Origin of the sequence: Streptomyces sp. NBC_00539, from assembly GCF_036346105.1 — a bacterium.
In the GTDB taxonomy this organism is placed as follows: domain Bacteria; phylum Actinomycetota; class Actinomycetes; order Streptomycetales; family Streptomycetaceae; genus Streptomyces.
On sequence record NZ_CP107811.1, the window covers coordinates 6654614 to 6674788 of the forward strand.

At 69.5% G+C, this 20175-nt stretch carries 21 protein-coding genes and 2 pseudogenes; 11 read left to right on the forward strand and 12 right to left on the reverse strand.

Going from position 1 to position 20175, the window contains the following annotated elements:
- Positions 1–30: 30 nt before the first annotated feature.
- From OG861_RS30205 to OG861_RS30215, 3 genes are all read right to left on the reverse strand, one after another.
- A complete protein-coding gene (locus OG861_RS30205) occupies positions 31–726 on the reverse strand; it encodes a hypothetical protein (RefSeq protein ID WP_329192101.1) in 696 nt (231 codons plus the stop codon).
- 161 nt (positions 727–887) lie between these two features.
- Complete coding sequence (locus OG861_RS30210) at positions 888–1274, reverse strand: VOC family protein (RefSeq protein WP_329192099.1); 387 nt, start codon at positions 1272–1274, stop codon at positions 888–890.
- Between the two features lie 237 nt (positions 1275–1511).
- On the reverse strand, positions 1512–2417 hold the full coding sequence (locus OG861_RS30215; RefSeq protein ID WP_329192097.1) for a LysR family transcriptional regulator: 906 nt from the start codon (positions 2415–2417) through the stop codon (positions 1512–1514).
- Between the two features lie 144 nt (positions 2418–2561).
- Here OG861_RS30215 and OG861_RS30220 point away from each other — a divergent pair, with 144 nt between their 5' ends.
- Together OG861_RS30220 and OG861_RS30225 are read left to right on the forward strand one after the other, a co-directional pair.
- Positions 2562–3380: an inositol monophosphatase family protein gene (locus tag OG861_RS30220; protein ID WP_329192095.1), complete on the forward strand. Its 819-nt coding sequence runs from the start codon at positions 2562–2564 to the stop codon at positions 3378–3380.
- Between the two features lie 57 nt (positions 3381–3437).
- Positions 3438–4034 carry an NADPH-dependent F420 reductase gene (locus OG861_RS30225; protein WP_330261915.1) on the forward strand — a complete coding sequence of 199 codons (597 nt, stop codon included), beginning with the start codon at positions 3438–3440 and terminating at the stop codon, positions 4032–4034.
- Positions 4035–4176: 142 nt separating this feature from the next.
- Here OG861_RS30225 and lpdA read toward each other — a convergent pair whose 3' ends face one another.
- The 3 genes and pseudogenes from lpdA to OG861_RS30240 form a co-directional block, all read right to left on the reverse strand.
- Complete coding sequence (lpdA, locus tag OG861_RS30230) at positions 4177–5589, reverse strand: dihydrolipoyl dehydrogenase (protein ID WP_329192091.1); 1413 nt, start codon at positions 5587–5589, stop codon at positions 4177–4179.
- A gap of 603 nt (positions 5590–6192) precedes the next feature.
- A pseudogene (locus tag OG861_RS30235) lies at positions 6193–6366 on the reverse strand (DinB family protein); the annotation flags it as partial.
- Positions 6367–6421: 55 nt separating this feature from the next.
- The gene (locus OG861_RS30240; protein ID WP_443056400.1) at positions 6422–6961 is read right to left on the reverse strand and encodes a MarR family winged helix-turn-helix transcriptional regulator; all 540 of its coding nucleotides are present in this window, start codon (positions 6959–6961) and stop codon (positions 6422–6424) included.
- Positions 6962–7189: 228 nt separating this feature from the next.
- Between OG861_RS30240 and OG861_RS30245 the strand changes: the two genes are divergently transcribed.
- A complete protein-coding gene (locus OG861_RS30245) occupies positions 7190–8260 on the forward strand; it encodes an alkene reductase (protein WP_329192089.1) in 1071 nt (356 codons plus the stop codon).
- Between the two features lie 293 nt (positions 8261–8553).
- Positions 8554–9771, forward strand: coding sequence for a M4 family metallopeptidase (locus tag OG861_RS30250; protein ID WP_329192087.1), 1218 nt, complete (start codon positions 8554–8556; stop codon positions 9769–9771).
- 166 nt (positions 9772–9937) lie between these two features.
- Here OG861_RS30250 and OG861_RS30255 read toward each other — a convergent pair whose 3' ends face one another.
- Positions 9938–10138, reverse strand: coding sequence for a hypothetical protein (locus tag OG861_RS30255; RefSeq protein ID WP_329192085.1), 201 nt, complete (start codon positions 10136–10138; stop codon positions 9938–9940).
- 153 nt (positions 10139–10291) lie between these two features.
- Here OG861_RS30255 and OG861_RS30260 point away from each other — a divergent pair, with 153 nt between their 5' ends.
- Positions 10292–11671: a hypothetical protein gene (locus tag OG861_RS30260; RefSeq protein ID WP_329192083.1), complete on the forward strand. Its 1380-nt coding sequence runs from the start codon at positions 10292–10294 to the stop codon at positions 11669–11671.
- Between the two features lie 27 nt (positions 11672–11698).
- Here OG861_RS30260 and OG861_RS34335 read toward each other — a convergent pair.
- Both OG861_RS34335 and OG861_RS30265 read right to left on the reverse strand, forming a co-directional pair.
- Positions 11699–11845: pseudogene (locus OG861_RS34335) on the reverse strand (YxiG-like protein); the annotation flags it as partial.
- Positions 11846–11879: 34 nt separating this feature from the next.
- A complete protein-coding gene (locus OG861_RS30265; RefSeq protein ID WP_329192081.1) occupies positions 11880–12377 on the reverse strand; it encodes a DUF4232 domain-containing protein in 498 nt (165 codons plus the stop codon).
- Positions 12378–12935: 558 nt separating this feature from the next.
- Here OG861_RS30265 and OG861_RS30270 point away from each other — a divergent pair.
- Positions 12936–13403: a fibronectin type III domain-containing protein gene (locus OG861_RS30270; protein WP_329192080.1), complete on the forward strand. Its 468-nt coding sequence runs from the start codon at positions 12936–12938 to the stop codon at positions 13401–13403.
- Between the two features lie 28 nt (positions 13404–13431).
- Positions 13432–13890 carry a hypothetical protein gene (locus OG861_RS30275; protein WP_329192076.1) on the forward strand — a complete coding sequence of 153 codons (459 nt, stop codon included), beginning with the start codon at positions 13432–13434 and terminating at the stop codon, positions 13888–13890.
- A gap of 96 nt (positions 13891–13986) precedes the next feature.
- On the opposite strand, the gene OG861_RS30280 is transcribed toward OG861_RS30275, so the two are convergent.
- A complete protein-coding gene (locus OG861_RS30280; RefSeq protein WP_329192075.1) occupies positions 13987–14988 on the reverse strand; it encodes a DUF2278 family protein in 1002 nt (333 codons plus the stop codon).
- 546 nt (positions 14989–15534) lie between these two features.
- Between OG861_RS30280 and OG861_RS30285 the strand changes: the two genes are divergently transcribed.
- Both OG861_RS30285 and OG861_RS30290 read left to right on the forward strand, forming a co-directional pair.
- Entirely contained in the window at positions 15535–16635 is a 1101-nt protein-coding gene (locus OG861_RS30285; RefSeq protein ID WP_329192073.1) for an MBL fold metallo-hydrolase, read from the forward strand.
- 190 nt (positions 16636–16825) lie between these two features.
- The gene (locus OG861_RS30290; protein ID WP_329192071.1) at positions 16826–17515 is read left to right on the forward strand and encodes an HAD family hydrolase; all 690 of its coding nucleotides are present in this window, start codon (positions 16826–16828) and stop codon (positions 17513–17515) included.
- Positions 17516–17620: 105 nt separating this feature from the next.
- Here the strand turns inward: OG861_RS30290 and OG861_RS30295 are convergent, their stop codons facing one another.
- Positions 17621–18169, reverse strand: coding sequence for an NIPSNAP family protein (locus OG861_RS30295; protein WP_329192069.1), 549 nt, complete (start codon positions 18167–18169; stop codon positions 17621–17623).
- Positions 18166–18633, reverse strand: coding sequence for a hypothetical protein (locus tag OG861_RS30300; RefSeq protein WP_329192067.1), 468 nt, complete (start codon positions 18631–18633; stop codon positions 18166–18168). The genes OG861_RS30295 and OG861_RS30300 overlap by 4 nt, the downstream gene beginning before the upstream one ends.
- 56 nt (positions 18634–18689) lie before the next feature.
- Between OG861_RS30300 and OG861_RS30305 the strand changes: the two genes are divergently transcribed.
- Entirely contained in the window at positions 18690–19649 is a 960-nt protein-coding gene (locus tag OG861_RS30305; RefSeq protein WP_329192065.1) for a helix-turn-helix transcriptional regulator, read from the forward strand.
- Between the two features lie 54 nt (positions 19650–19703).
- A complete protein-coding gene (locus tag OG861_RS30310) occupies positions 19704–20075 on the forward strand; it encodes a UBP-type zinc finger domain-containing protein (protein WP_329192063.1) in 372 nt (123 codons plus the stop codon).
- Positions 20076–20175 lie beyond the last annotated feature (100 nt).

Here is a 20175-nt window from a genome sequence, read left to right on the forward strand (position 1 = left end):
CACCGCGGACCACCCTCCTCACCGTAGGCCTCAGTTGTCGGCGCAGATCACGTCGTAGGGCCGACCGATGGCGATGGTCAGCCGCATGGGTTCGCTGGTGCCGGCCGGGCACTCGTTCTCGTCCTTGACGAGGCCGAGCACCTTGTACGTGTCCGAACCGCCTGTGGCGCAAGGGGTTTCCTGGGCCTGCGAGGTCACGCAGTCACCCTTGACCAGCTGACCGCCGCCCGCGCCCGCGTCCCCGGGGTGGTCGTCGGCCAGATTGCGGCCGCACACCGTGTTCGTGGGGATGCCGCCGCCCTTCTTGCCGCCGTAGGAGATGCTCACCTGGATCATCAGGTCGGTGCCGGCAGGGCACTGGATGGTGCCCGGGATGATGCTGGCGTCCTTGATGTCGATCGCCTTGAAGGTCGCGCCGGACGCGCCACAGCGTTGCGGCCGGTACCCGTCGGGCTTGTCGTCCGGGTCGGGTCCGCCGCAGTCACCGACCTTCCACGAACTGGACGTGTCCGACGACGATTCGGGGGAGCCCGGGTCCGTGGAACGCTTGGGAGAGGGGGACGCGGTAGCGGAGGCCGACGCCGAGGGCTTCTTGTCGTCGCCGAGCCACTTGGAGAGGCCGAAGATCCCGCCGAGGATCAGGGCCAGGACCAGGAAGCCGGCGAGGCCTCCGCCCGAGCGGCGTCTGGGCGGCGGCGGTGGCGACACCTCGTACGGGTTGGCCATGCGCTCCTCCTGTGAGGGTGGTGGGGCCGGGGGGACGCGCGGACAGTCACGCGTCATGAACACCTCATGATTTCACGGTCGGGGCCCTCTCCCGACCGGTGCCGGGGCACCCCCCCCGGCGGCCGCCACGCGCGCCCGAGCCCCGGCCACACCCGACTGGCTTAGGCCTGCTCCTTGTACACGGCTTCGATGTTGTTGCCGTCCGGGTCGTCGACGAACGCGCAGTAGGCGCGGTACTCGGGCCAAAGCCGGGGTTCGTACCGGGACGTGCCCCCAGCGGTCAGGGCGGCCTCGAAGAAGGCGTCAACCGAGGCGCGGTCTCGTGCGGTGAACGCGATGTGTGCACCTCGGGTCACCGTGGCGTCGCCCGCCGGGTACAGACCGAAGGACGGAGTGTCCAGCTCCTCTTCCCAGAACTCCGCTCCGCCGTCAGCCGCTTCCCCGATCACACCGAGAGGCTTGAGTGCGGCAGTGTAGAAGCGGGTGCTCGCCTCGAGGTCCGAGGCGATGAAGGTGACGTGGTGGATGAAGGGCCATCGTTGTGTCATGACCGCGCAGTCTACGAGTGCCAACGTCAGTTCCGGGTACCGGGCTTGCTGTAGCGCCGCGTACGGCGACCCTGGAGGCCGCAAGGGCTCATGCGCTGCATTTCGTCCGCACCCACCACCTGGCAGCGTGGTCGGTGGGGGCATCTCCTTGCTGCGCGGCGTGGGCCGGACGGCCCACGGCCGGCGACCGGCCGGGCGTGCGCCGCGATTGCGGGTCAAAGCCCGGGACCACGCCGCTTACGACGTTCCGCAGGAAGTCAGCGCGTCGCGCGCCAGCCCGCGCAGCCAGGCATGGGCGCTGTCGGTGTCGTAGCGCTGGTGCCATGACAGGCATATCGGTGCCGACGGCAGGTCGAGCGGCAGGGGGAGTACGACGAGGCCGAGGTCGGCGACCGCCGAGCGCGTGGTGGCTTCGGGAACGCTGATCACCAGATCGGAGTCGCGCGCGAACTCCAGCGCGGCCGCTTCCGTGGGCGCGGTCGCCACCACGTGGCGGCTGAGGCCGAGCCGGCCGAGGGCGTCGTCGATGGCGTTGCCGAGGTTCCCGCGTCGCGAGACGGTGACGTGCTCGGCTGCTGCGTACCGCTGCGCGGTGAGGCTCTTGGCGCGGGTGAGGGGGTGCCCCCGTCTCACGACGATGACGAGGCGGGTTGCGCCCACGTCCTCGGTACGTACGTCCGGTGCGGTCGGGCGGTTGGCGTTCGCCTCCAAGTCGACTTCACCGCGCCGCAACTCGTGGGTGTCGACGCTCGATTCCGCGAGGAAGCGCAAGCGCACGCCGGGCGCCTGCCGGCGCACGGACGCGAGCAGCGCGGGCCCGCTGAGGGCGACCAGGGAATCGTGCCAGCGAAGCGTGAAAGTGCGCTCCAAGGTCGCCAGATCGAGTTCACGGCTCGGCGCCAACACCCCTTGCACCTGGTGCAACAGCTCGTGCACCTGGGCCCGGACGGCGATCGCATACGGCGTCGGGGTCATCGTGCGGCCGGTGCGCACCAGGATCTGATCCCCCGTCGTACGCCGGATGCGGCCCAGACTCCGGCTCATTGCCGGGGCGGTGACATGCAGGCGTGCGGCCGCCCCGGCCACACTTCCCTCCTCCAGCAGCGCGTCGAGCGCGGTGAGCAGGTTCAAATCCAATTGCATGCCGGTAATCCTAGCCGTGCTTGACATGCAGTTGTGGTTAATGCCCGGGCTCCATACCGTTGAGGCAAGGCGAAGAGCACGACGCAAAAGCGCGGCTCGGCCTGGTTCCACCTCACCAACCCTTCCTCAGACAGGAGCACCACCATGTCCGAAACGCTGCACACCCCGGCCGTCACCACCTCCGACGCCGAGCTGCTCGCCCAAACCGAGATTGCGGTGCGTACGGCCGGCTCGGCGCTGCACGAGCGCTTCGGCGAGGTGATCCGCTACCAGACCCGCGAAGAGCTGATGCACGCCCTCGCCGCCAACGACGACACGGCCCTCGACATCCTGCGCCCCCGCCTCTCACAGCTGCGCCCGAACGCCGGCTGGGTGGAAGACGAACTCGACGGCGGGGCGCTGCCGTCCGGCGAATGGTGGGTCGTGGACCCGGCCGAAGGCAACGTCAACCACCTCCACGCCCTGCCCGAATGGGCGGTCACCGCCACCCTCGTCCGCGAGAACCAGCCGGTGCTCACCGTGGTCCACCTGCCCATGACCGGAGAGACCTACACCGCGCTCGCCGGAGCGGGAGCCCACCTCGACGGCCGGCCCCTACACGTCTCCCAGACCGCGAACCTGGACCTGAGCATCGTCGCCACCAGCCAGGCCCGGCCGGACGAAGACGAGGAAGTCGTGCGGCGCGTCGGCTCCTCGATCACCGCGATGCTCTTCGACGCACTCGTCGTCCGCACCGCCGTGCCCGCGACCCTGCACCTGGCGAACGTCGCCGCCGGGAGGACCGACGTCTTCTGGCAGTTCGCCGGGGCCCGCGCGGACCTGCTCCCCGGGGCTCTGCTCGTCCGGGAGGCCGGCGGACGGATCTCCGACGCCCAGGGCCGTCCCTGGACCCCGCAGAGCGACAGCTTCCTGGCCGCCGCACCCGGAGTGCACGGCGAAGCCGTATCGACGCTCTCCCGCTGACCCCGTACGAAGACCAGAAAGATCAAGAAGTTCAGAAAGATCAAGAGGAGCGCATACATGAACGAGATCGCAGTACTCGGCAATGGCCGCGTCGGCGGCAACCTGGCCGCCGCACTCACCCGAGCAGGGCATCACGTCACGGTGGCGGACAGCACCCGGGGCGCCGCCGCGGACGCCGCCCGCGCAGCCCGGATGGTCATCAACGCCACACCCGGCGCCGGCTCACTGGAACGCCTCGCCGCGCTGCGCGAGGAACTGCGGGGCAAGATCCTCGTCGACGTGTCCAACGCCACCACCGACGGCCCGGACGGACTGCCCGCCGACCTGCTCTACCCCGGCTCCAGCCTCGCCGAGCGGCTTCAGGAAGCGCTCCCGGATACCCGCGTCGTCAAGACGCTCAACACCATGCTCTTTCCGGTGATGACCGCGCCGGCCATGTTCACCCGTCCGCCGACCGCGTTCCTCTCCGGCGAGGACCCGCAGGCCAAGCAGACCGTCCACGACCTGCTCACCGACCTCGGCTGGCGAAAGGAATGGATCAGCGACCTCGGTGGCATCCGGACCGCCCGCGCCACGGAGGCCGCGATCCTCTTCGTGCCGCATGTGATCCGCTCCAGCGGCTTCGCGCCGTTCGCGCTCTCCATTGCCCGCTGACCGGTGGGTGCGGGCGACTGCCGGGGTTGCGGGGCGCGGCCGCCGTGGCGGCGACCCTGGGATGCGGGTACGCCGCCCCGGCGGTGCTGCCGGTCCTCGGGTCCGGTGCTCGCCCGGGCGGAGCGGACACCGGCGACCCGCTCTAGAAATTGATCATGTGGCCGGCGAGTCCGTGGACCGCCTCCTTGACCGCCTCGCCCAGCGTCGGGTGGGCGTGGACGTTGCGAGCGACCTCGTGGACGGTGAGGTCCCACTGCTGGGCCAGGGTCAGCTCGGGCAGGAGCTCGGTGACGTCCGGCCCGATGAGGTGGCCGCCGATCAGCTCGCCGTACTTGGCGTCGCTGATCAGTTTGACGAAGCCGGTGAAGTCGCCGAGGCCGTGCGCCTTGCCGTTGGCGGTGAAGGGGAACTTCGCCACCTTCACGTCATAGCCGAGGTCACGGGCCTGGGCCTCGGTGTAGCCGAAGCTGGCGATCTGCGGCTGGCAATACGTCGCGCGCGGGATCATCGCGAAGTCCAGCTCCATGGTCTCCGCGTCCGCGATGGTCTCGGCCGCGATCACGCCCATGGCCTCGGCGGCGTGCGCCAGCATCAGCTTGGCGGTGACGTCGCCGATGGCGAAGATGTGCGGCACGGAGGTGCGGCAGCGGGCGTCGACGTCGATCGCGCCGCGCTCGGTGACCCGGACGCCGGTGTTCTCCAAGCCGTAGCCCTCGACGTTCGGGGCGAAGCCGATGGCCTGGAGCACCTTGTCGGCTTCCAGCACCTGCTGCGAGCCGTCCTTGGCGGTGACGGTGACGCGGACCTGCGGACCGGACTCGTCGATGGCGTCGACGCGGGTGGAGGTGAGCACGTCGATACCGAGCTTGCGGTACTGCTTGGCCAGCTCGGCGGAGACCTCGGCGTCCTCCAGCGGGGCGACCCGGTCCAGGAACTCGACGATGGTGACCTTCACGCCGTAGTTGTGCAGCACGTACGCGAACTCGATGCCGATGGCGCCGGCGCCCGCGATGACGATGGACCGCGGGAGGTCCTCGGCGAGGATCTGCTCCTCGTAGCTCACCACGCGGGCGCTGCGCTTGGTGCCGGGCAGCAGCTTGGGGGTGGCTCCGGTGGCGATGATGCAGTGGTCGAAGCCGATCGTGCGGTTGTTGCCCTCGTAGTCCGCGACCTGGAGGGTGTGCGCGTCGAGGAAGGTGCCGCGGCCGTCGAACTCCGTGATCTTGTTCTTCTTCATCAGGTAGTGGACGCCCTTGACCCGGCCGTCCGCGACCCGGCGGCTGCGGCGGAAGGCCTCGCCGTAGTCGAAGCTGATGGGGCTGTCCGACGTGATGCCGAAGGTCTTCGCCTCACGGGTGACGATGTGCGCGAGCTCGGCGTTGCGCAGCAGCGCCTTGGTGGGGATGCAGCCGACGTTCAGGCAGACGCCGCCCCAGTACTTCTCCTCGACGACGGCGACCCGCTTGCCCAGCTGCGCGGCACGGATCGCGGCCACGTATCCGCCGGGGCCCGCACCGAGGACAACGACGTCGAAGCGCTCGTCCTGCTCGACCATGAGGACTTCCTTTTCGGTGTGCTGTGAAGTGGTGTCCCCCGGATTGTTTCTCCCCCGACTCCGCCTCGCCACGCCGATCGCCGATCTGCCTCCGGGAGGAGGTGTGATCTTCGTTGCCTTGCTCGCGGGCGCAACATCTGTGGTGCGCGGCACCCGGGGCGGGCGAAACATCGCCTGCTGCGGGGTGCGGGACGACGAATCCGTCTGCCGCCGCTCTCTTCCAGGCGTGCCTGGACGAGAGCCGACAGCCCGACCGGTACGACGCCCGGCCGGACGCCGCAGCGTCTCGGCAGACCTCATCGACACGACGGAGGCCGTGCCAGGGCGTGGGTGACGGCACCCGGCACCGCTGCGCCGCTGCGCACGGACCCGTCCTGCATCCCGGCGTGGCGCCACGCACCCCCCGGTACGATCCGGGGCCGCGGCCGTCCGGCCGTGAGCAGGGTCGCGGGCGCGACTTGGGCCCGGCGGCGGTCGTGAGTTCGGTGACGAGGTGGCCCGCGCCCCCGGAGGCTCCGTAGAAGCGCGCAGCCACTAAGTGCCGTGGAGCCCACGTCGGTTGCCGAAGCCCGATCGCCCGTTGGGCAAAGCCATATGCGGAGCGCGGACCCCCGCGCTTCCCTCCCCACACATCGCAGCGAGCTGTCTCAGCGCCTCGTCAGCGGTCCCCGCGTAGGCGAACGTCTGGGAGTCCACCGTCCACTCTTCCGAACCTACCGACATCGGTGCGGCCGACGTGCCACGTCGGCGGATGTGCCGGCAGCCGCGCACCGGCTCCAGAAGTTCGCCGCCTCGCCCGGTCCTCCGTCCCGCCGGCGCCCGGCGGTCTGCGTCACCGAGTGGGGCCGGTGGCCTGATCGGGGGAGGCGACCGCTGCGGACAGTGCTGCTTCGATGCCTTCCAAGGCCCGCAGGGTCTCCCTGCGTTCGTCCGGGCTCAGGCCGGTGGTTGCGAGGCTTTCCAGCCGGCCCCAGAGCTGTTCGACTTCCCGGCGCAGCGCGTGGCTCGCGGGAGTGGGCTCGATGAGGGACGCGCGCTTGTCGGTAGGGCTGGGGCGCCGACGCACGAAGCCCGCAGTCTCCAGGCGGCGGACCGTGCGGGTCATGGTGGCCGCGTCGGAGTCGAGGAGACGGACGAGATCGGCCTGACGCTGGGGCCCGAGCTCCCACAGCTGCATCATCACCAGTTCCTGACCGGGATGCAGGCCGACGCGGCGCAGCAGCTGGCCGGCGAGCATGCGGTGCAGTCGGGCGACACGGAAGATCGCGTGGCTGATCGGCCCACTGCCGGCGGAAGCCGGTACCGCCACCGTCGCGTCAGCGCCGTCGGCCGGATCCGGCCCCCCGTCGCGAACCGCGTCACTGCTCTGCACAACCCGCTCCCTGCACCACGCTGACTGGCCGGACAGGAAAAGGGTAGCGCAGCTACGTCCGGTGCACGGATCCGTCCGCTCCGCCCTGGTCACGTCAGGGGACTGTGGTCGCCATCACACGGGAAAGGGAATGGGAGAGCCTACTTACCTGTTTGGACAGGTATTGGATTGCTGTCCGAACAGCTATCGGCCCCAGCGCCTCAGTCCTCCACGAAGGAACCGTGAACCATGAAGACCGCATTCGAACCGTTCGACCTGGGCGGGATCCGTCTGGCCAACCGCATCGCGATGGCTCCGATGACCCGCAGCCGCGCCTATGGCGAAGGAGCTTCCCCCACCGCGTCGACGGCGACGTACTACGCCCAGCGCGCCGGAGCCGGCCTGATCATCACCGAGGGCGTGCAGCCGTCGATCGTGGGCCAGGGCTACCCCGACACCCCCGGCCTGCACTCGGCCCGGCAGGTGGCCGCGTGGCGCCAGGTCACCGACGCCGTGCACCGCGAGGGCGGAATCGTCTTCGCGCAGCTGATGCACACCGGCCGGATCGGCCACCCCAGCCTGCTGCCCGACGGCATGCTTCCGGTGGGCCCCTCTCCCATCGCGGCCAAGGGCCAGGTATTCACCCACCAGGGTCCCAAGGACATGGTGGTCCCCAAGGAGCTGACAGAGGCCGGGATCCACCAGACGATCGCCGACTTCGTCGACGCTGCGCGCAACGCGATCGCCGCCGGCTTCGACGGGGTGGAGATCCACGGAGCCAACGGTTACCTCATCCACCAGTTCCTCGCCCCCGGCACCAACCGGCGCACCGACGCCTGGGGCGGCAGCACCGAGGGCCGGATCCGTTTCGCCGTCGAGGTCGCTGCGGCCGTCGCCGACGCGATCGGCGCCCACCGCACCGGTATCCGCCTCTCACCCGGAAACCCCTACAACGACATCGCCGAGGATGACCTCGAGGAAACCTACGGGGCCCTCACCGGCCGCCTCGCGAGCCTCGGCCTTGCCTACCTGCACCTGATGGAGGGCCCGGACCGGGAGCTGACCCACCGCCTGCGCAAGGCCTGGCCCACCGCCTTCGTCCTCAACCCCTTCACGCACCCGGACCCCACCGGGCCCGACGCCCTCGCGCTGATCGAGGACGGCACCGCCGACCTCGTCTCCTTCGGCGCGATGTTCCTCGCCAACCCGGACCTGCCACGCCGCCTGCAGCAAGGCGGCCCGTACAACGCCCTGGACGCGGCCACCCTGTACGGCGGCGACGACCACGGATACACCGACTACCCCGCCCTGCCCGCCTGACGGGCGAACCTCCTGCGCTGCCATCCCGGCTCGCCCGTTGCATGCTCGCGCTGCGATTGCCAGTGGCTACGGGCGGTCCGAGACTGGTGATATGAGCACGGCCCCGGCTCTGGAAACCGGGCTGGTCGGCGCCAATGCTTTTCTGCCATCGCCACATCCAGTCGGCTCTTGCCGTTCGCCCACGAGACCCTCGCGGAGGGCCGTGGCCATGCTGCGTCCGGCCGCACCCGACCCGACCACTTCCGGGCGTCGATGCGTGCTCGCCCGTTGCTCCTCTTCCCAGGAGGTGTCCTATGAACAGGACCTCCCGACTCAACTGCGTCATCCCCCCGTACCTGCTCAAGAAGCTTCTGGACAGCGAAGACGGCGAGGTGCGCCAGGCTGCCTTGGCCACCATGCTGACCACCGCGCGCCTGCGGGGCGAACGAGCGGTCCGGGCGTCCCTCGCCGGCCCGGCCGCAACCGCGACCGGTAACGGTCGACGCACCGTCTTCGACTGTGACCAGGGGAGCTTCCTGGCATCCGCAGTCCTGGCCAGGTCCGAGGACGGACCGGTGTCCGCGGACGAGTCCGTGGACCGGGCGTTCGACGGGCTCGGCCTGACGCGCGATTTCTACAAGGAGGTGTTCCGGCGCGACTCGATCGACGGCCACGGTATGCGCCTGGACGGGTACGTCCACTTCAGTGTGAAGTTCAACAACGCATTCTGGGACGGGCGCCAGATGGTCTTCGGCGACGGGGACGGGAAGATGCTGGGAGACCTCACCAGATCCCTCGATGTGATCGGCCACGAGTTGACGCACGGAGTCACCGAGCACACTGCGGGACTGGCGTACCACAACCAGCCCGGGGCCCTGAACGAGTCGATGTCGGACGTCTTCGGTTCGCTGGTCAAGCAGTGGTCGCTGAAACAGTCGGCCGAGGAAGCGGACTGGCTGATCGGGGCCGACGTGTGGACCCCGGGGATCGATGCCGACGCCCTGCGCTCGATGAAGGCCCCGGGGCACGCGTACGACAACGCGCTGTTCGGGAAGGACCCCCAGCCGGACCGGATGAGCAAGTTCGTCCACCTGCCCGACACGGAGGAAGGGGATTCCGGCGGCGTGCACTTCAACTCCGGGATTCCGAACAAGGCGTTCTTCCTCGCCGCCATGGGCATCGGCGGGTTCGCCTGGGAACGCGCCGGGACCATCTGGTACGAATCGCTCAAAGCGTCCGGCGCCGAGACCCAGTTCCAGGATTTCGCGGACACCACCTTCCAGAAGGCAGGTGAACTCTTCGGAGCCGGCAGTGCCGAGCAGTCGGCTGTGCTGGCGGCATGGCAAGGAGTGGAAATCCCCATCAGGGGCGTGCCGACCGGAGTCGCCCGGGCGCGGAGCCTTGCGGTCAACGGGGAGGCCGGGATGGGGCGACACGACGGCCTCGGAGCCCTGAACAGGCAGGTGGGGGAGCTGAGTGCCGAGATGGCGAGGCTGGCCAAGGACGTGGCCGCACTGAAGCGCGCCGGCTGACCACCTCCACTCCGGAGCGGACTGCACACCCCGGGCGGTCGAAGCGGAATGCACTCCTGCCGCCGGGGGCACCAGCCGTGTGGTGTCGAGGCCCGTGTGGTGCCAAGGCCGGGAATCACGCCGAGCAGCCCACGTGGTGGGGCAGGGGAGCAGGTCCGGCCGGCACTCAGGTCGTGATGGGTTCGTCGTCGTACCTGCCGCCTATGCAGGTCCACAGTCCGGTGCCGGAGTCGTACACCACCTTTCCGTGGGCTGCCACGCACGCCGGTCCGGTGACAGCCGGTGCCGCAGCCTGAGCGACGGGAACCGCGGCCCCGAGAGCAGCCAGTACGAGGGCGCTGATGAATCCGAGAAGTCGAGTACGCATGGGGAACTCCTGCAAGGACGAGCACTTCAACACATCACACAGCAACACAACAACTCCAGACTCACCCTGTGTTGGGTCGAGCGCACCCTGGAGGGGTGATCAAGAGGCGCGCTCCGGGCGGCGTTCCCTGCGGACGAGCGGCAGGCTGGAGTTATGGAGAACACGCCTGAGGTGACCGTCGGCGGGAGTGACGGCCTCGGTTTGCGGAAGGTCCTCATCGACGGCAGGCCCGTCGGCAGCGTTCGGTCCCGCAGGGAGCTCCGAGGACTCCTGCGTCGTGCCGGTCTGCCGCCTGACCAGCCGGTCCGTTGGTTCGGTGCGGACGACACCGTCTGGCCGGACCGAGCGTGGCGGCGACGGGCGATCGGCTCCTTCATGGTTCTCGGGCTCCTGGTGACCGCGTACCCGCTCTTTCGGATCGGACTCTCGGACAGCGGTGACGCCCTGACCTACGGCGGGAGGATCGCTGGATTCACCGTCCTCGTTGCCGCCCTGATGGAGTTGGCTGCGGCCGCAGCCGCTGTCGACTACTGGCGGAGGAGACGATGGAGTTACTCGGGGGTGACGGTTCTGGCCGGAGTGGTCCTCTCCCTCGTCTGCAGCATCCTGTTCCTCTCCCTGCAGATAGGCGAGTGCTTCACCGGCTACACCCTGATCGGGATGGCCCTCGCGGCGTGGTCCTCGGTGGCGCTGTTCAGGCTCATCAGGTGCCGGGCGTGGCAGGGTCTTCACGTTCCGAGGAGAATCGCGATCGGGGTGATCGTCTCCACCCTCCTCGCCGTTACCAACCTTGCCTACACGCAGCTCTACGTTCCCTACGTGATGCCCCCGGTGCTACAGAGTGGGGCCGAGTTCAGGGACTCGGTCCTGGCGAGGGGAGGGAAGCGCATGTACGTGACGGTCCATCTGCACGTGAAGAACGCCGGCCAGGTCCCTGTTTACGTCCTCGACAGCATCTACTGGATCCACGGTGGTTCGGCCAGCAGTTTCTCCGACGGCAAGGCTGCGAGAGACGATCTGATCTACGACGGCGCGTTCGTCACACCGGTGGGGCGCGTGCTGAACCCGGGTGAAGAAGTCCTGCAGGATGCGGTGGTCGAGATCAACGATCCGCAGGCGCGCAATTACGAAGCGATCAAAGCGCAGACCGAGGTGTACGTGATCAGGAAGGACAGAATGACCATGCCCGCCGATTACGAGCGTTCCAAGGCGGTGGGCGCGAGGATCAGCAGGGAGGCCGGAGGAGGGGATCCCCCCAATGCCGAGTACAGGTATCGGTCTGACATCTCGAACAGTAGTGAAATCCTCAACTTGACCCGGCGTCGGCAACGCATCTCAGTGTGGAAGGTCAACTATGGGGAGTGGCCTGCCATCGTGGTGGACGTGTCACCGCCGGGTGATCGCATAGTCTTCGACCCCGTGAGCGTCTACAAGAACCAAAAGGTCATCGACCGGTACGGCCTCACGCGGGTCCGCGGTTCCATGGCGCAGATGCCCTACCGTGAGCTCCTCGACAAGGCCCGCTCCGACTAGGACCGGCGGCGATGGCCGCAATCGGTCCTTCGCGCCCCAGACGTACCCGCCGAGGTCTGGGTCAGCGGTTTCGCGGTCGAGGAGACGGTCGTCCAAGGAGGCCCGCCAGACGTCCGCGGAAGGGAACGTCTTGCAGCGGGCCTCGACGCAGTACCGGAAGAGGTACCGCAGGTAGAGATCGTGGGGGAGCCGGATGGTGGGGGCGCGGTCAATCCGAGGCTTGTACCGGGCTGATCTCGAAGGCCCCGCACAGCCGCAGGTGGGAGGGGATCTGGACGGCCTGGAAGCTGTTCGGCGGGTAGACCTTGACGTAGGTCGACACCGGGCGGCAGCTCGGCACCACGCTCCGGCTGTTCGTGCGGAAGACCGCAGTCACGGTCTGGCCGGGGGACACGGACACCGTGTTCACCGGCTCGCCGGTGCGGATCGCCGAGGTGCCGATCTGCCGGTGCTGGACGTCGATGACGCTGACTCCGGGGTATCCGCGCAACGCGCAGGTGTGGGTTGAGGTATTGGTGAACAGGATCGGGTAGTAGAGGGATCCTGCGGCGCCTTCCGGCTCGCCGACCGTCAGGTGCAGGTCGGCCACGTGGCAGGTGGGGGCACTTGGCAGGGCCGTTGCCTGGGTGGCGCCGACGGAGACGCCGGCGGTTGCCAGGAGGGCTGCGGCAGCGATGGTCGTTGCCCGGTTCACGACGTTGCTCATGACGCCAACTCCTCTGTCATGACGAGGGTATTACTGGCATTCGGCGCACACGAATGGGGCTGTGCCGGCGCTTTCGCGGTTGCCCGGTCGAGCGGTGCACTCCGCGGCGGGCACTGCACGCCTGATGGCGCCATTCTACCGGCGCGGGGTCCTCGCGGCTTCTCGGCGGCGGGAGCACGGAAAGGGCGCGCGCCACACGGCCCGGCAGCTCCTCCCGCCTCCTGTGCACCAGTTGCCGGCGGTGGAGGTCTCCTTCACACCCGGGTGCGGCCCAGGACCGGAACGTCGGCCCGGCAGGCGGTCTGCGCCTGTCCGACTTAACTTGGAACCGTGGTCTCACGGTGAGTGCGGGCAGCACAGCGGGCGGCAGACGGTATGCGCCGCCGGCGTCAAAGGCCATCGGCTCCACTGCCCAGCGATGCCGTACCAACCTCTCCTGAAGTCGGCCCGAACGCGCCGCCGAGCAGGAGTTCCCATTTTCCTTCGGAGCGCATCATGAGTGCTTTGAGATGGCGTAGCACACTAACGGTACTTACCTCAGCTGTCTTCGTTTCCGGCATGGTCGCCGCACCGAGCGTCGTCGCTGCCGGGCCGCGGGCACCGCAGAGTACGACCGTCCACGTCCTCGGCGGCGCCTCCGGGCAGTCGCCGGACCTGAAGAAGGGGTGTTTCTTCCGCGACGGTACGGCGCCGAACGGAGGAAGTGACATCGGAGGTACGCCTCCCCGCTTCCAGTACGGCAACAGCCCCTACCTGGGCGCGCAATTCGACTCGTGCGGCGACGTCGTCAGGGTCTACTTCGGCGGATACAACTCCACCCACTACAACATCCGCTATGTATCGCCCACCTCTGGACGCTGGGTACAGACAGAGCTCACCGGAGGCCCCCGGAGAGTGTGGACCATCACCGCCGAGGCGGGTGACTACAACTTCGTCGTCCAGGCGTGCAACCGCGGCGGCGCTCTGAGCCACTCTTCCTGCACCCGTTGGTCCCCGCAGATCTACCTGAACGCCCGCCCGTGGTGACGGATTCGAACCGGTTGAAGGAGCAGTCATGGGCACGCTTCCACGTTCGGCCTCCCACTGGCCGCGACGCTTCGTGCTGAGCGCGACAGCACTGGCCGCGATCGGCCTCGCCGCCTCGCCGGCCGGCGCAACTCCCCCCGACGCAGCCACCCCGGCCGCGTCAACCCGAGCCGCTCTGCACAAGGCGCCGGGGAACCTCTATTTGTTCCAGTACACCTACCGGGGGCACCTCAAGATCGGCGGAGGTAACTTCACCCTCGGCGGCAAGGTCTATATAGCCGTCAAGTACAACTTCGGGCAGGTCAGGTACCAAGACAACGTGATCGCGAAGACGAATTCGGGCATCCCCGGCGGAGCCGTCTACCTGGAGACGAACATCTCCGCTCCCTGCGCCCCCGGCAACAACGGCTACGCCCAGGCGTACGACTACAACACCAGGACCTGGTCGCCGAAGCTACCGGTGGCGATCTGTGTGCGGTTCGACTGAACCACCGGTGCGCAGCGCGCAAAATACCGCCCTCGTCGGCCGACCAGATCGCTTTGGCCGGCCGGCGAGGGCGCCGTCGTTCTGCCGGGCCGGTGTTCAGAAGGTGATGGTCCGTCCCTCGGGTTCCGCCTGTCGCGCGGTGTAGGCGACGCCGTGGACTTTGATGCCGTCCGGGTTGAGGAGGGTGATCGTGCCGCCCTGGTCGCCGAGGCGGAAGCCGTTGCCGCTCGCGACGGTGAGGGTGGTGCCGGGTTCGAGAGTGCCCGCCGGCAGCGGGAGGGGCTGCCGGTTGCGGTCGGTGAGCTGCCAGCCGCGCAGGTCGACCGGGGCCGGTGAGGTGTTGAGCACGGTGACGGCTTCCGGTGCGGAGCCGGATGGGTTGACGAGTGCGGCCATGATCCGCAGGGGTTCGTCGCGGTCGCTGGAGCGGGGCGGTGCGGTGTCGATGGAATGCCCGGTGTTGTCGTCGGTGTGCCAGGACTGGGACTGGAAAGCGAGGAAGATGCCGACCCAGCGGTTTTCGGCGGGGAGGTGCACGAGCATGGCGCCGTCCTGCCGGACGCCGTCGTCGGAGCGGAAGCGCCCGCTGTTGCCCTGGTTCATGTGGATGTCGTGTACGCCGTTGCCGGGCCGGAAACCGAACACCTTGTCGGGGATGTTGGCCTCGGGGCCGAACCGTTGCCCGAAGACGTAGAGGGTGGCGGTGGGGTCGGCGATGGCACGCTGCACGTAGTGGTCGAGCAGGTCGGCCAGGTCATTGTCGGCGCCCTCGACATCGGGCGGGAGCACTCGCATCGAGGCGGGGTCGAACAGGTTGCCGCGGATGAAGTCCAGGCCGGCCGTGCCCGGCCGTGACGCCAGGGCCGTCCATCCGCTGCCGGCCGGCGGGAGCAGCTCGGTCACGGGGTGGCGCAGGTCGTCGTCGACCAGGTAGAGCAGTTCCGAGGGCGCCTGTTGCGACTCGACGTTGACGGCGGCCCGGTAGTGGGTGCCGGCGTTGTCGGTGAGGTGGATCTGGTAGTGAGGGGTATCGCTGGATCCCTCCCGGCGCCGGTCTACGGCGCGGGCGGCCAGGACACCGTAGCCTTTTAGCGGCATGGGCCATCCTCTGGATTCCGGTGGGAGCGGCACGGCCGGGGTGCGGACGTGTCGAGGGAACGGACGGGGCGCGGGCCGTCCGGGACGCAGGCCCGGCCGGCCGGTGCCGACGGGGCGTCGACCTCGTGCATCCCGAGGACGTCGCGGGTGGAGCCGGTGGTGGTGCCGGCCGGGTCCTTCGCCGTGTACGTTGCCCGGCCCTCGGGCCCGAAGCAGCCGACGGGCCGGTGATGGTTCGCCCGCTTCCAGGCACCGGTGACCGCCATGTCTCACCCTCGTCGCACGCCGGGGCAGCCCTGCCGGCTGCCGACCCTCCTCGCCGTTATCCCCCGGCCGCGCCCCGAAAGGATGCCGCATCGCCCAATGTTCACCCGCCTTGCCCTGCGCACGGCGCTGACCGCGGGCGCGCGGGGGTGGGGCTCGGGCCCCGGCCGCCGCCGCTCGGGGCGGGCGGGCCGCCTCGCCGGCAGCGCTCGTCCCAGCACTGCGGCGCCCCGTTGACAAGCGTAGATTTGATGGTGCGCCCGGCTGGAGGGAGACGATCCCATGGACACAGCCATCCGCATCGAGGTACTGCCTGCGCGACTGGGCGACTGTTTGCTCGTGGAGTGTGTGCGGGGGAGCGGGCCGCCTTGGCGCATGCTCGTCGACGGCGGCCCTCCGGGCACCTGGCCCCGGCTCGAAAAGAGGCTGGGCCGGCTCGAACCCGACGAGCGGCACATCGATGTAGCCGTGGTGACCCACATCGACAGTGATCACATAGGCGGCATGCTCTCGTTCCTGCGGAGCGAGTATGCCGAAGACGTCGGTGATTACTGGTTCAACGGCCCTCCGCACCTGCCGTCCAGGGGCCGGGTGGAGGGCAGCGTCGCGGAGGGGCAGAGCCTGATAGCGGCGCTGCTCGGGGAGTCCGCCGGTCCCGTGCTGCCGTGGAACCGGGCATTCGGCGGCGGGCCCATCGACACCGGGGACGAGTCCGGGTTCATCGAGGTGCCGGTCCCGGACGGGCCGCAGATCACCGTGCTTTCACCGACCAACGAACGCCTGGTGATGCTGCAGCACGAGTGGGCCGAAGCCGTCGACCAGGCCAGGCGCGGCTGGCAGGGCGTGAGGCCCGAGCCCGACCTCGTGAGGTCCGACGTCCTGGAACCCCTCGGGGATCTGGCCGCCCTTGCCGCTCGCAAGACGGCCGACGACACGACCGCTCCGAACGGGAGCAGCATCGCGCTGCTGATAGAACACCGCGGTGCCCGCGCCGTGCTCGGGGCGGACGCGTTCGGCCCCGTGCTCGGGGCCGGTCTGCGCGGGGTAGCCGCCCACCGCGGCCTGCCGGCCCTGGAGCTGGACGCTTTCAAACTTCCGCACCATGCCAGTCGGCGGAACGTGACCGAGGCCCTGCTCGAAGCCGCCCCCGCCCGGCACTACCTCGTGTCCACCAACGGGGACACCTACCACCACCCCGATGACGAGGCGCTGGCCCGCGTCATCCTGAACGCCCCGGACGGCCTGACGCTGTGGTTCAACTACCGCACGCTGCGCACCGCCCGGTGGGAGGATCCTCAGCTGTACGAGCGATACGGCTACTCCGCGCGCTTCCCCGAGGCACCGGAGACGGGCACGGTCCTCGAACTGCCGGCGACGGCGTGACCCGCACAGGACCCGGGACCTCAATTCCGGGGGCCCGGCGGTATTCCTTCGCCGAAGTCGAACCTTGCCCGCTCCACGCTCGGCTTCGACCACCGGCCCGCCCGCATCCTCCGGCGGCGACATGCGTAATCCGCCGGGCAGAGCCGATTGGTGATCCGGCTGTCTGACGGTGAGGTCCTATGCTACGGAGATGATCAATGCCATTGAACTCGTCATATTCGACTGCGACGGCGTGCTGGTGGACAGCGAGCGCATCGCCGCGCGTGTGCAGGTAGCGCTGGGTGCCGAGTTGGGCTGGCCGCTGACCGAGGACGAGGTCGTGGACCGGTTCATCGGCCGCTCACATGCGGCCATCCGTGCACAGATCGCGGCGCAACTCGGCGAGGACACAGCCACTACCTGGTCGGAGAGGTTCGAGCGACTTCACAGTGAGGCCGTAGACGCCGAGCTCAGCCCGGTCGAAGGCCTGCCCGAAGCCCTCGACGCGCTCACCCTGCCGACCTGCGTCGCCTCCAGCGGCTCCCACGACAAAATGCGGCACACCCTCGGCCGCACCGGACTCTACGAACACTTCACCGGCCGCATCTTCAGCGCCACTGAGGTCGCCCGGGGCAAACCCGCCCCGGACCTGTTCCTGCACGCGGCCCGGCACATGGGCGTCGATCCGGCCGCCTGCGTGGTGGTCGAGGACAGCCGGCCCGGTGTTCGCGCTGCCCGCGCCGCCGGCATGCAGTGTTTCGGCTATGCCGGCGGGCTCACCCCGGCTGAACGACTCGAAGGCCCCGACACCACCGTCTTCCACGACATGCGCGACCTGCCGACGCTCATCGCGGAACGGCAGAACGGTAGCCACCTGCACCGGCCCCTTCACGCGAGTTGACAGGTGCTTCGCTGCGCGAACCGTGGGTCAGCGGCCCGGTGATGTGTGAACGGCGCCGCGACGGCCGATGACACCCCCGCCCGAGCCGCTGGAACCCGCGCGGGGCTACGCCGTCACCGGCTCCAGCCGCAGCTGCCGGATCGGCCAGGGTAGTGGCTCGGCCGGACCGAACCAGACCCGGACGTCCTCCCCGGTCCGCACGGGCAGGCGCGGGTAGTCGTTTTCGACGTGTGCGGTGCGGTGCAGCGCATGGCCCGGATCCAGGTGCCGGGCTGCGTACGCGTCGAAGGCGGCTGCTCCGGACGGCCGGCAGACGGTCGCGATCACCTCGCGGATGCCCGAGTGCGGTGTGAAGCCCGGGCCGTGCAGGAGCAGGACGTCGTCGCTGTCGATCATGGTGGCATTGGCCGCGTCGCGGTTCTCCTGCCAGACCGGGCCGGTGTAGAACGCCTCCAGCGAGCGCCGACGGTGCCGCATGTCGGGGAAGGCGCGCAGCCAGACGAAGCGGTCCGGGTCGTCAAGGTCGCGGAACCTGCCGCCGACCGCGATGCCGACCGCTTCCTGACCGGTCACGAACTCGCGCTCGAACAGCTCGATCAGTGTTTCCCGGGTGCCGGGGCGCAGCGTGTACTGCCGGAGTTCGACGATGCTCATGCGCCGGCCGCCGCGGTGCGCGTGAAGTCCATGATCCAGTTGAGTTCCCAGGTGAGGCCGTCGTCGCCGGAGAACTCCTGCTCCCAGCGGGCGGCGTCCGGGCCGAGGCGGTACCAGGTGAAGTGCACCCGGATCGGGCGGCCGTCGTAGGTGTCCTCGCCGTGGAAGTCGCCGCGGTCACCCGTGAAGCCACCGACCACCGGCGGATCCAGCCGGCCGGTCCGGCTGTCGGACCAGTGGATCGACCAGCGCTCCAGCTCGCGGTCGAACAGTCGTAGGGTCACGCCCTGGCGGGCGAGGGTGGGGAGGCTGAGCTCGTCGATGTTGCCGGCCCCGCCGAACAGCGACCGTACGACGGCATGGCCGGGAAATTCCACCCAGGTGGCCGGGCCTGAGCCGAGAGGTGCGGTGAGACGGCGGTTGGCCACGTCCCAGCAGCCGTGAAGGAAGTCGAAGTCGTCCATGCACCGCAGGCTAGGGACGTTCCCCTGACATCCACTGTCAGTGGATACTGAGCGGCATGCGCGCGAGCCGACTGGTCACCCTGCTGCTGCTCCTCCAGACCCGGGGCCGGATGACGGCCCAGCAGCTGGCCGAGGAACTGGAGGTCTCCGTGCGTACGGTCTACCGGGACGTCGCGGCGCTCGGCGCCGCCGGTATCCCGCTGTACGGCGACGCCGGCCACCTGGGCGGCTACCGGCTGCTGGAGGGCTACCGGACCCGTCTCACCGGACTGACCGCCGACGAGGCGCAGGCCGCGTTCCTCGCCGCGCTCCCGGGCACCGCCGCCGAGCTCGGCCTCGGTGAAGCGCTCGCCACCGCCCAACTCAAGCTGCGGGCAGCCCTTCCGGCGGAGCTGCGCGAGCACGCCGGGCGGATCCAGGAACGCTTCCTGCTCGACGCTCCCGGCTGGTACGGCGGCGCAGACAGTACGCCGCACCTTGCCGCGGTCGCCGCCGCGGTGTGGGCGCGACGGGCGGTGGTCCTGCGGTACCGGCGCTGGCGGGCGCCGGAGGAGATCGAGCGGCGGGTGGAGCCGTACGGGCTCGTACTCAAGGCGGGCCGCTGGTACGTGGTCGCGGGCGGGCCGTTCGGGATCCGTACCTACCGCGTCGACCAGATCGACGAACTACGGCCCCTGGAAGAAGAGTGCGCCGTCCCGGACGGGTTCGACCTGGCCGCGTACTGGAACGGCTATCTGATCGACTTCCAAGACCGGCTCCACACCGGGGAGGCTCTGGTACGGCTCACCCCGGAGGGCGCCCGCCGTCTCGGCGTGACACCCGACGGCCGCGGGTGGACGGAGGCCCGGGTGCCCATCGAATCGATCGACCACGCCCATGGGGAGTTCTTGCGGCTGGGCAGCGACATCGAGGTCATGGCTCCGGCCGAACTCCGCGACCGCGTCGCCGAGACCGTACGGACCTTGGCCGTCCGCTACCAAGGGTGCCCCCTACGGACCGGTTCGTTCGCGCAATAGGCTGGAGGCAGCAAGGTCGGCCGCTGCCCCCACCCCAGGCCGGAAGGAGCCCGTATGGCCCGCACGGACCGGAATCCTGACGGCCTGCGCCGGCAGCCTTCCGCCTCGCCCCCGCCCTGCTCCTGGGCGGTGTCACCCGACGGCGGGCGCCCGCAGGGGCGTACCTGTTCCCATGGGGCGGCGCTGCCCGCCTCCCCGGAGACGCCGCACGACGTCTGCACGCACTGTCGCGCCCTCGGCTGGACCTGGACCGGGCTGAGATGGTGTGCGGCCTGCGGGCACGTCGGATGCTGCGACAGCTCCCGTGGCCGGCACGCCTACGCCCACCATGCGCAGACGGGACACCCCGTGGTCATGTCCTTGGACCCCGACGAGCCCTGGGCCTGGTGTTTCGTCGACGAGGTCTTCCTCGTTCGCCACCACTGACGGGTGGGATCCCTGACGGGTGGGATCCCTGTCGGGCGGGATCCCTGACGGTTTGGGGCGCGTACGCCCCGCTGAGCCAGGGCTGACCGCCACGCGGCCC